The 12560-nt window shown below is 74.5% G+C and carries 1 protein-coding gene (running past one end of the window); it reads right to left on the reverse strand.

Annotation, left to right across the window (positions count from 1 at the left end; all coding sequences use genetic code 11):
* A protein-coding gene (locus MUK52_RS02995; RefSeq protein ID WP_284574472.1) for a type I polyketide synthase crosses the window boundary here: on the reverse strand, positions 1–12560 show its 3' end. It continues 18301 nt past the right edge of the window; 12560 of the gene's 30861 nt are visible here — the last part of the coding sequence; the start codon falls outside the window, past its right edge; it ends in the stop codon at positions 1–3.

The following is a 12560-nucleotide window of genomic DNA, read 5'->3' on the forward strand; positions in this document are numbered from 1 at the left end:
CTACAGGCCGAGCTGCTTGTCCAGCAGGTCGAAAACCTCCTCGTCGGAGGCCGTCTCGAAGTCGAACCCGCGCTCGGTTTCGGCGCTCTCGGCCGAGCCCGTCCCGCGCAGCGCGCCCCACTTCTCCTTCAGGACGTCGAGCCGTCCCGCCACCTGGGCGAACACCTCGTCGCTGACCTCGGCCGCGGTGAAGGCCTGCTCCAGTCTGGACAGTTCGGCCAGGAGGGCGCCGGCGGCATCGTGCTGGGCCGGCGGCGCCACGTCGAGCAGCGCGTACAGGTGGTCCACCAGCTCCGCGGTCGTCGGGTAGTCGAAGACCAGCGTGGCCGGCAGCCGGGTGCCGGTCAGCGCGCTGAGCCGGTTCCGGAGCTCGATCGCGGTCAGGGAGTCGAGTCCGAGGTCCTGGAAGGAGCGCTGCGGGTCCACGTCCGCGGCTCCCGCGTGCCCGAGGACCGCCGCAGCCTGGCCGCGTACCTCGGAGAGCAGGGCGTCGTACCGCTCCGCCTGCGGAAGGGAGGCGAGCCTTTCGGCGAGCCCGCCGCCCGTCCCGTCCGCCGCGGAGGTGCGGCGTACGGGCGTCCGGATCAGGCCGCGCAGCAGTGCGGGCACCTCCCCGCGGGCGCGGAGCGCCGCGAGGTCGAGCCGGACGGGCAGTACGGCCGGTTCGGCGCCGCCCGCTGCGGTGTCGAACAGCTCCAGTCCCTGCTCAGGGGTGAGCGGCGGGAGTCCGGCGCGGGCCAGGCGTGCGGCCTCGGCCGCGGTCAGTTCTCCGGTCATGCCGCCGCCGGTGCCCGCCCAGGGGCCCCAGGCCAGGGAGGTGCCGGGCAGGCCGTGGGCGCGGCGGTGCCGGGCCAGGGCGTCGAGGTAGGCGTTGGCGGCGGCGTAGTTGGCCTGGCCGGCGTTGCCCAGTGTGCCCGCCGCGGAGGAGAACAGGACGAACGCCTCCAGGGGCAGGCCCCGGGTCGCCTCGTGCAGGTTCCAGGCCGCGTCCGCCTTGGGACGCAGCACCTCCGCGAGCCGGTCCGGGGTCAGGGATCCGAGGACCCCGTCTGCCAGCGCGCCCGCGGTGTGGACCACCGCGCGCAGCGGGTGGCGGGCGACCAGTGCCGCCACCGCCTCCGGATCCGCGACGTCGCAGGCCTCGACCACCGCACGGGCGCCGGACTCGGCGAGTTCGGCGGCGAGTGCGGCCGCTCCTTCGGCGTCGGGGCCCCGCCGGCTGACCAGCACCAGCTCACGCACGCCGTGTTCTGCGACCAGGTGGCGGGCCAGCAGCCGGCCCAGGCCGCCGGTGCCGCCGGTGATCAGGACCGCGCCCTCGCCCGCCCATACCGGGGCGGCCGGGGCCGGGTCGGAGATCCGGGCGATGCGGGCGGCCAGTACGGCACCGCCGCGCAGCAGGAGCTGCGGCTCCCCGCCGGCGAGGGCCTGCGGCAGCAGAGCCGCCGCGCCGGCGTCGTCGAGGTCCACGAGGCCGAAGCGGCCCGGGTTCTCCGAGATCGCCGAGCGCACCAGGCCCCGGACGGCCGCGGCCGCGAGGTCCGCGCCGGAGGTCGCGCCCCGGGTGACGAACACCAGGCGTGCGTCAGCGAAGCGGTCCTCGGCCAGCCAGGCCTGAGCGATGTCCAGGGCCTGGGCGGTGCGCGCGTGCACGGCCTCCGGCGTACCGGCGGCCGCTTCGCCGCCCGCCCCACCGTCCGCACTGCCGTCCGTCAGCGGTACGAGGACCACGTCCGGGACCGGCTGAGCCGTGTCGGCGGCGACCTCGGCGAGCAGCTCGGCGAGCCCGGCGTACACCGGGTGGTCGCCCAATGCCGCCGCGGCCGCGGCCGTGGTGCTCATCGTGGCGATCACCGCGGTCCGCGGGTTGGCGCCGGGATCGCCTTCGCCGTCGACGGGCGTCCAGTCCAGGTGGAACAGGGCGTCCCGCCCGGCCCGGTCCGCCGCGCCCAGCTGTTCCGCGCTGAGGGGCCGTACGACGAGGGACTCGACGGAGGCCACCGGTGCGCCCGTGGTGTCCGCGAGGGCGAGGGACACCGCGCCGCCGGTACCGGACCGGCTCAGCCGGGCCCGCACCGCCGAGGCGCCCGCGGCGTGCAGCGAGACACCGCTCCAGGAGAACGGGACCCCGCCGCTGCTCCGCTCCCCGGCGCCGCCGCCGGTGTCCGCGCCGAGCGCGAACGCGTGCAGCACGGCGTCGAACAGCGCCGGGTGCAGCGCGAACGCCGATCCTTCGACGCCCTCGGGCAGGGCGACGTCCGCATACACCTCCTCACCGAGCCGCCAGGCAGCGCGCAGGCCCTGGAACACCGGGCCGTACGCGAACCCCGCATCGGCGAACCGCTCGTACACGTCCGCCACATCGAGGGCTTCCGCTCCTGCCGGCGGCCAGGCCGCCGCTTCGAACGGCGTGCCGGAGCCGGCGGGCCGATCGGCCAGCACACCACTGGCGTGGAGCGTCCACGGTGCGTGGGCGCCCGCCGCGGCGGGCCGGGAGTGCACGGTGAGCGCGCGCCGCCCCGATGCGTCGGGAGCGGCCGTGGCCACCTGGAGTTGCAGGGCGGCGCCCTGTGCGGGCAGGACCAACGGCGCGGCGAGGGTCAGTTCCTCGACGGTGGGACAGCCGAGCTCGTCGCCCGCCCGGACGGCGAGTTCGAGCAGTGCCGTGCCGGGCACCACGACCGATCCCATGACGAGGTGGTCGCCCAGCCACGGGTGGGTGGCCGCCGAGAGCCGGCCGGTGAACAGGAACCCGTCGGATCCGGCCAGCTCCACCGCGCCCGAGAGCAGCGGGTGCTCGGCGGACCGGAGTCCGAGCGCCTCCGCACCGCCCCGGCCGGCGGGTGCGCCGGTGGGCCAGTAGCGGCGGTGCTGGAAGGCGTACGTCGGAAGGTCCACCGGCCGGGCTCCGGTGCCGGCGAAGACGGCGGTCCAGTCCACCCGCGCACCGCTCACGTGGAGCCGGGCGAGGGCTTGGAGAGCGGACTCCTCCTCGTCGCGGTTCCTGCGCAGGACGGGCACCACCGTGGTCTCGGCGTCCGTGACGGAGCCGGCGACCAGGGCGGACAGGACCGCGTCCGGGCCGAGTTCGAGGTACCGGGTGACGCCGTGACCGGTGAGGGCGCGGATGTCATCGGCGAAACGGACCGCCTCGCGAACGTGGCGCACCCAGAACTCCGGGTCACGGACGACGTCCGGGCCCGCGGTCATCGCGATCCTCGGAGTCGCGAACGACAGACCGGACACCACCGTACGGAAGTCGTCCAGCATGGGGTCCATCAGCGGCGAGTGGAAGGCGTGCGAGACCCGCAGACGGGTCGTCTTCCGGCCCAGCCCCTCGAAGTGGGCGCGGACGGACTCCACCGCGTCCTCGGCACCGGAGACAACCACGGACGAGGGGCCGTTGACCGCGGCGACCGACACCGACTCGCCCAGCAGCGGCAGGACTTCCTCCTCCGTCGCCTGGACGGCGAGCATCGCACCGCCCTCCGGCAGCGCCTGCATCAGCCGGCCGCGCGCCGAGACCAGCGCACACGCATCCCGCAGCGAGAACACCCCCGCCACATGCGCCGCGGCCACCTCACCGATCGAATGACCCGCCACGAAATCGGGCGTGACACCCCAGGACTCGACCAGCCGGAACAACGCCACTTCCACGGCGAACAGAGCCGCCTGGGCGTACATGGTCTGGTTCAGCGCCTCCGCGTCTTCTCCCCAGACCACGTCCCGCACCGGGACGTCCAGCTCCGCGCACACCGCGTCGAAGGCCTGAGCGAACACGGGGAAGCGGGCATACAGCTCCCGGCCCATGCCGAGCCGCTGCGAGCCCTGCCCGGTGAACAGGAACGCCGTCTTGCCCGACCGCGCCTGCCCCTGGATCACCTCATCGCCGTTCAGCACCACCGCACGGTGAGCGAAGACCGAGCGGTCAAGGGTGGACAGACCCACGTCCACCGGACGCAGCCCCGACTCCTCCACGTACGCACGCAGCCGCGCCACCTGGGCCTCAAGCGCGTCCTCGGTCTTGCCGGACACCAGCCACGGCACCACACCCGGAACGAGCTGCGCGTCCGCCACCTCCGCCTCGGCCGGCTCGAACTGCTCCAGCACCACGTGCGCATTCGTCCCGCTGATACCGAACGAGGACACACCCGCACGCCGCACCCGGCCCGACTCAGGCCATGCGGTCCCGTCGGTCACCAGCTCCACCGCGCCCGCGCTCCAGTCCACATGCGACGACGGGGCATCCACGTGCAGCGTCTTCGGTACCAGGCCGTGCCGCATCGCCATGACCATCTTGATCACACCGGCCACGCCGGCGGCCGCCTGCGCGTGCCCGATGTTGGACTTCACCGAGCCGAGCAGCAGCGGGCGCTCGGCGTCGCGGTCCCGGCCATAGGTCGCGAGCAGCGCCTGGGCCTCGATGGGGTCGCCGAGTGTGGTACCCGTGCCGTGCGCCTCCACCACGTCCACGTCGGACGTCGACAGACCACCGCCGGCCAGCGCCTGGCGGATCACCCGCTGCTGCGAGGGGCCGTTCGGAGCCGTCAGACCGTTGCTCGCACCGTCCTGGTTGACCGCCGAGCCGCGCACGACGGCCAGCACGCGGTGACCGTTGCGCACCGCATCCGACAGCCGCTCCAGGACGACCATGCCCACGCCCTCGCCCCAGCCGACACCGTCGGCGGCCTCGGCGAACGCCTTGCACCGGCCGTCGGCCGCGAGGCCGCGCTGGCGGGAGAACTCCACGAAGGTGGTCGGCGTGGACATCACCGTCACACCGCCCGCCACCGCCAGGGAGCACTCCCCCGACCGCAGCGCCTGCGCCGCGAGGTGCATCGCCACCAGCGACGACGAACACGCCGTGTCCACCGTCACCGCCGGGCCTTCCAGACCCAGCGCGTACGAGACGCGACCCGAGGCGATGCTGCCCGCACTGCCGCTTCCCTGGTGGCCTTCGAACTCACGGCCACCGAGCAAGCCGGCGTAGTCGCTGTACATGACACCGGCGAAGACGCCGGTCTGCGAGCCGCGCAGCGACACCGGGTCGATGCCGGACCGTTCCACGGCCTCCCAGGTCGTCTCCAGCAGCAGCCGCTGCTGGGCGTCCGTGGCGAGGGCCTCGCGCGGACTCATCCCGAAGAAGTCGTGGTCGAAGTCGGCCGCGGCGGCCAGGAAGCCGCCGGAGCGGGTGTAGCTGGTGCCCGGGTGTTCCGGGTCCGGGTGGTAGAGCGAGTCCACGTCCCAGCCTCGGTCGGCCGGGAACGCGCCGACGGCGTCCACGCCGTCGGCGACCAGCCGCCACAGGTCCTCGGGGGAGGACACGCCGCCCGGGTACCGGCAGGCCATGCCCACGATCACCACCGGATCGTCTCCGGTCGCCGCCACCGCTGCCGGGCGTGTGGCGGGCAGGTGCCCGGCCTCGGCGGACTCGTCCCCGAACACCTCGTCGAGGAGGAAGCGCACCAGGGCGTCCGCGGTCGGGTGGTCGAAGACGAGGGTGGCGGGCAGGCGCAGCCCGGTGGCAGCGTCGAGCCGGTTGCGCAGTTCGACGGCCATCAGGGAGTCGAAGCCCAGGTCCTGGAAGGCCCGGGCGGGGTCGACCTCCGCCACTCCCGCGTGCCCGAGGACGAGCGCGATCTGCGTCCGTACGAGGTCGAGCACCGCCTCGTGGCGCGCCTGCGGGTCGAGCCCCGACAGCCGCCGGGTGAGTCCGGCGTCCGCCGCGGCCGCGGTCGCCGCGCGCCGGGCGGGCTTGCGGATCAGGCCTCGCAGCAGCGCCGGGACCTCACCTCGCGCCCGGATGGCGGGCAGGTCCAGGCGGACCGGCAGGACGACCGGGTGCTCGGTGGTGAGGGCTGTGTCGAACAGGGCCAGCCCCTGCTCCGGCGCCAGCGGGGGCATCCCCGCACGGGTCATGCGTTCCGTGTCGGCTGCGGTGAGGCCGCCGGTCATTCCTCCGCCCGCGCCGGCCCACGGCCCCCAGGCCAGGGAGGTGCCGGGCAGCCCCAGGCCGTCCCGGTGGCGCGCGAGGGCGTCCAGGAAGGAGTTGCCGGCGGCGTAGTTGGCCTGGCCGGCGTTGCCGAAGGTGCCCGCCACGGAGGAGAACAGGACGAAGGCCGCGAGGTCGTGCCCCTTGGTCGCTTCGTGCAGGTTCCAGGCCGCGTCCACCTTGGGACGGAGTACGGCGGCCAGCCGGTCCGGTGTGAGCGAGCCGAGCAGGGCGTCGTCGAGCACACCGGCGGTGTGGACGACGGCGTGGACGCGGTGGCGGGACAGCAGGCCGTCGACGGCGGTCCGGTCGGTGAGGTCGCACGCCTCGACGACCGCGTCCGCGCCCGCTTCGGCGAGCTGCGCGACGAACTCCGCGACGCCTTCCGCGCCGGGGCCGCGCCGGCTGACGAGCAGCAGGCTGCGTACGCCGTGCTCGGCCACCAGGTGGCGGGCCACGGCCCGGCCCAGGCCGCCTGTACCGCCCGTGATCAGGACCGGGCCGTCGCCGTCCCACGCGGGCGCGGTCGGGGCGGGGGGCTCTGCGACGCGTGCCAGCCGGGCTGCCAGCACCCTGCCGTCACGGACGAGGAGCTGGGGTTCTCCGAGGGTGGCGAGGGATTTCAGCACCTCGTCGCCGGGTTCCTCTCCGGTCACGTCCACGAGGACGAACCGGCCCGGGTGTTCCGACTGCACGGACCGCAGCAGGCCCCACACCGCCGCGGCGGCCAGGTCCTCGCCCGACACGGCGCCGCGGGTGGCGAGGACCAGCGGGGTGCCGGCGGCGGGCCGCTCCTCCTGGACGAGCTCCAGGGCCCGCGCGGTCAGCGCGTGCACCGATGCGACGATGTCGTCGGAGTCGGCCGCCGCACCGAGCCGGATCAGCTCCGCGTCCGGCGCCGCGGTGCCGGACGCCTCGACCGGCGTCCACTCCACCGCGAACAGCGCGTCACGCACCGCCGTCCCCGCTTCGCCCACCTGCCGTGCGGACACGGGCCGTACGGCGAGCGAGCGGACGGAGGCGACGGGCGCCCCCGCCCCGTCGGCAAGCGCCACGGACAGGGAACCGTCGTCGCTCGGGGTGAGCCGGGCCCGCAGGGCCGACGCACCGGACGCGTACAGGGACACGCCGGACCACGCGAACGGCACTCCGCCGCCCGCCGCCGCGCCGTCTCCTGCCGCGGCGGCGTGCAGGCTCGCGTCGAACAGGGCCGGGTGCAGGCCGAAGGCCCCGCCGTCCACGTCCTCGGGCAGCGCCGCCTCGGCGTACACCTCGTCGCCGCGCCGCCAGGCCGCGCGCAGGCCCTGGAACACCGGCCCGTACGCGAACCCGGCCTCCGCGAAGCGCTCGTACACCTCCGACACGTCCAGCGCCTCGGCGCCCGCGGGCGGCCAGGCCGCCGCGTCGAACACCGGCTCCGGGACCGAGGAGACGGCGAGGAAGCCGTCCGCGTGACGCGCCCATCCGGTGTCGGATCCGGTGTCCGGGCGGGAGTGGACACTGACCGGCCTGCGGCCGGAGCCGTCCGGCTCGCCCACCCAGACCTGCACCTGCACGCCGCCTTCGGCGGGCAGCACCAGCGGTGCGGACAGGGTCAGTTCGTCCACCGCCGCGCAGCCGACCTCGTCCGCCGCCCGTACGACCAGCTCGACCAGCGCGGTGCCGGGTACGAGTACGGCGCCCATGACCGCGTGGTCCGCGAGCCAGGGGTGCGACTGCACCGACAGCCGGCCGGTGAACAAGTGTCCTGCGGATCCGGCCAGTTCGACCGTGCCGGTCAGCAGGGGGTGTTCCGCCGGCTTGAGGCCCACGGATTCCGCGCTGCCCGCGTACGCCATGACCGCCGGCCAGAACCGCCGGTGCTGGAAGGGGTAGGTGGGCAGGTCGACGCGCCGGGCCGCCGTGTCCGCGTAGAAGGCGGTCCAGTCGACCTTCACGCCGTGCGCGTGGAGGCGGCATACGGCCTGCCGTACGGCGGACTCCTCCGCGGTGTTCCTGCGCAGCACGGGCACCAGGGCGGCGCCCTCGGCGGCCGGCTCCTGGGCCATGGCGGTGAGGACACCGTCGGGGCCGAGTTCCAGGAAGCGGGTCACGCCCAGGTCGGTCAGGGTGCGGATGCCGTCGGCGAAGCGGACCGCCTCGCGGACATGGCCCACCCAGTACTCCGGGGTGCCCAGCCGCTCGCTGTCGGCGAGGCGGCCGGTCAGGTTGGAGACGACGGGGATCGCGGGCTTGCCGAAGGAGAGCCCGGCCAGGGCCGTGCGGAAGCCGTCCAGCATGGGGTCCATCAGCGGCGAGTGGAAGGCGTGCGAGACCCGCAGACGGGTCGTCTTGCGGCCCAGCCCCTCGAAGTGGGCGCGGACGGCGTCGACCGCGTCCTCGGCACCCGAGACGACCACGGACGAGGGGCCGTTGACCGCGGCGACCGACACCGACTCGCCCAGCAGCGGAAGGACCTCGTCCTCCGCCGCCGCGACCGCCAGCATCGCACCGCCCTCCGGCAGCGCGTCCATCAGCCGGCCGCGCGCCGAGACCAGCGCACACGCATCCCGCAGCGAGAACACCCCCGCCACGTGCGCCGCGGCCACCTCACCGATCGAGTGACCGGCCACGAAGTCCGGCCGCACCCCCCACGACTCGACCAGCCGGAACAACGCCACCTCGACCGCGAACAGAGCCGCCTGCGCGTACATGGTCTGGTTCAGCGCATCCGCGTCCTCACCCCAGACCACCCCCCGCACCGGAACATCCAGCTCCGCACACACCGCGTCAAAAGCCTGAGCGAAGGCCGGGAAGCGCGCGTACAGCTCACGCCCCATCCCAAGCCGCTGCGAGCCCTGACCCGAGAACAGGAACGCGAGGGGTGCGGAGGTCGCGACGGCCGCGGCCGTCTCGCCGCGCGCCACGGCTGCGAGGCCGGACAGGAGCCGGTCCCGGTCTGCTGCCGCGAACGCGGCGCGGTGTTGGAGCGCCGCCCGTGTCGTGGCGAGCGAGTAACCGAGGTCGACGGGGCGGATCGCCTCGGTCTCGCCGACGAGCGCGAGCAGGCGTCCGGCCTGGGCGCGCAGGGCGTCGGGCGTCGCGGCGGACACCACGATCGAGGCGGGGGCCTCGGATCCGTCGCCCGGCCTGGACTCGGACCGGGGCCCGGCGACGTGGGCTGCCGGGTTCATCGGGGCCTCCTCGACGATCACGTGTGCGTTGGTGCCGCTGATACCGAAGGACGAGACTCCCGCGCGGCGCGTACGCCGGCCGTCCGCGGCCCACCCGCGGGCCTCGGTGAGCAGCCGTACGTCACCCGCGCTCCAGTCGACCTCGTGGCTCGGTTCGTCCACGTGCAGGGTGGCCGGGAGGGCCTCGTGGCGCATGGCCATGACCATCTTGATGACGCCGGCCACGCCGGCCGCGGCCTGCGAGTGGCCGATGTTGGACTTGACCGAGCCCAGCCACAGCGGCCGGTCCGCCGGCCGCCCCTGGCCGTACGTGGCCAGCAGTGCCTGCGCCTCGATCGGGTCGCCGAGCGTCGTGCCGGTGCCGTGCGCCTCGACGGCGTCGACCTGGTCGGCGGCGAGCCGCGCGTTGGCGAGGGCCTGGCGGATCACCCGGCGCTGGGAGGGGCCGTTGGGCGCGGTCAGGCCGTTGGAGGCACCGTCCTGGTTGACTGCGGAGCCGCGGATCACGGCGAGCACCTGGTGCCCGTTGCGGACCGCGTCCGAGAGCCGCTCGACGACGAGGAAGCCCGCCCCTTCGGCGAATCCGGTGCCGTCGGCCGCCGAGGCGAACGACTTGCAGCGGCCGTCGGAGGCGAGTCCGCCCTGACGGCCGAACTCGACGAACACCCCGGGCGTCGCCATCACCGTCACACCGCCGGTCAGCGCCAGCGAACAGTCCCCCTGCCGCAGCGCCTGGACCGCGAGGTGCAGCGCGACGAGCGAGGACGAGCAGGCGGTGTCGACGGCGACGGCGGGGCCTTCGAGGCCGAGCTTGTAGGAGACGCGGCCCGAGACCACGCTGCCGTTGCCGTCGCTGCCCGGGTAGTCGTGGTACATCACGCCGGCGAACACGCCGGTCCGGCTGCCCCGGAGCGAGGTCGGGTCGATGCCCGCGCGTTCCAGTGCCTCCCAGGCCAGTTCCAGGGTGATCCGCTGCTGCGGGTCCATGGCGAGGGCCTCGCGCGGCGAGATGCCGAAGAAGGCAGGATCGAAGTCGGCTGCTCCGTCGAGGAATCCGCCGGTGCGCGTGTAGTACGCGTCCGGGCCGCTGCCCTTCGGGTCACGCAGGGTGGACAGGTCCCAGCCGCGGTCGGTGGGGAACGCGGAGATCGCGTCGCCGCCGGAGGTGACGAGTCGCCAGAGGTCCTCGGGGCTGGTCACTCCGCCCGGGTAGCGGCAGGACATGCCGACGATCGCGATGGGCTCGTGCCGGTCGGCGGCGAGCCTGCGGTTGTCGGCGCGCAGGCGGGCGGTCTCGCGGCGGGCGGCCGCGAGGGCCGTGCCGTCCGCGTCCTCGGCGGTGTCCTGATCCTGTTCCTGTTCCGGCTCGTGGGCGAGGTCCGCGGAAGTGACCCGGACCTCCGCGAGTTCCAGGAGGCTGTCGATCAGGCCGGCGTCGCGCAGCCGGCTGGTCGGGATGGATCGGAGTGCCTCGCGGACCTCGTCCTCACCCGACATGTCGCCCGGTCCGCTGCTGCCGAGGAGGGTGAGGACGTGGTCGGTGACGGCTTCGGCGTTGGGGTGGTCGAAGGCGAGGGTGGCGGGCAGGCGCAGGCCGGTGGCCTGGTTCAGGTGGTTGCGGAGCTCGGTCGCGGCGAGCGAGTCGAAGCCCAGCTCCTGGAAGGCCCGGTCCGCGCCGACCGCCTCGGCCGAGGCGTGCCCGAGCACGGACGCGACCTGCGAGCGCACCAGGTGCAGCACCGTGCGTCGGCGCTCCCCCGCCGACAGGCCGGCCAGCCGGTCGTTCAGGGCCGGCTCGGCGGCGGTGCCGCTGCCGGCCGCCGCGGCCCGCCGTACGACGGGCGCGAGGCCGCGCAGGAGCGCGGGTACCTCGTCCTTGCGGCTGCGCAGGGCGGCCGTGTCGACCCGTACGGGGACGACGTTGGGGCGCTCGGACCGCAGGGCCGCGTCGAACAGGGCCAGGCCGGCCTCGTGGGTCAGCGGCGGTACGCCTTGGGCGGCCATCCGCTTGCGGTCCACGTCCCGCAGGTACGCCCCGAGCCCGCCGCCGACCTCCCAGAGGCCGAAGGCCATGGAGGTGGCGGGCAGTCCTTCGGCCGCCCGGTGTGCGGCGAGGGCGTCGAGGAAGACGTTCGCCGCCGCGTAGTTGCCCTGCCCGGCGGTCAGCACGAGACCACCCGCCGAGGAGAACATCACGAACGCGGCCAGGTCCATCCCGCGCGTCAGCTCGTGCAGATGCCAGGCGGCATCCGCCTTGGGGGCGTAGACCGTGTCCACCTGCTCGTGTGTGAGCGCGGCCATGACGGTGCTGTCTCCGATGCCGGCGGCGTGGAAGACGGCGGTCAGCGGACGCTCCGCCACCGTCTCGGCCAGCAGCTCCGCCAGCGCCTCCCGGTCCGACACATCACACGCGGCGACACGGACCCCGGCACCCAGCCCCGCCAGCTCCGCCGCCAACTCCTCAGCCCCGGGAGCCGCAAGACCCCTCCGACTGGTCAGCACCAGATGCCGCACCCCGTACTCCGCCACCAGACGACGGGCCACCACCGCACCCAGACCACCCGTACCACCGGTGACCAGCACCGAACCCCCGGCAGCGAACACGGGAACACGGTCACCCGACGCCTCCAGCCGGACCAGGCGAGGCACCCACACCTCACCCGCACGCACCGCAGACTCCGGCTCCGGCTCCCCGCACGCCAGCGCCCGCAACACCTCACCGACGGCCGCACCCGGCTCCACATCGACCAGCACGAACCGGCCCGGGTTCTCCGCCTGCGCCGCACGCACCAGACCCCACACCGGCGCCTGCACCACATCCAGCCCGGCACCCTCCGACACCGCGACCGCACCACGCGTCACCACCACCAGACGCGACGCCGCGAACCGCTCATCAGCCAGCCACGACCGCACCACATCCAACACCCGGTACGACACCGCACGCACACCGGACGGAACATCACCCGAGGCAACACCGGCAGCACAGTCCAACACCACCACACCCGGCACCGGACCCTCAGCAGGCACCTCCTCCCAACCAACCCACGACACATCCGCACCACCGGCAACCGCCGGAACCACCGACCACTCGACACCGAACAGGGGGCTCCCGGGGGCTCCCAGCTGCTCCGCCGAGACCAGACGGCTGACCATCGAGCCGACCGAGAGGACCGGCGTGCCGGTGACATCGGCGAGGGCGAGCGCCCAGCCGTCCTCGCCGACACGGGTCAGTCGCACCCGTGCCTCGGCGGCGCCGACCGCATGCAGGGCCACGTCGTTCCAGACGAACGGAATCGCGGTCTCGCCCGTGCTCGTCAGGATCGCCGCGTGCATCGCGGCGTCAAGGAGGGCGGGGTGCAGGCCGAACCGGCCCGCGGTGTCCCGCTCCTCCGCCG

Source organism: Streptomyces sp. 2P-4 (genome assembly GCF_030167965.1).
GTDB lineage: Bacteria > Actinomycetota > Actinomycetes > Streptomycetales > Streptomycetaceae > Streptomyces > Streptomyces globosus_A.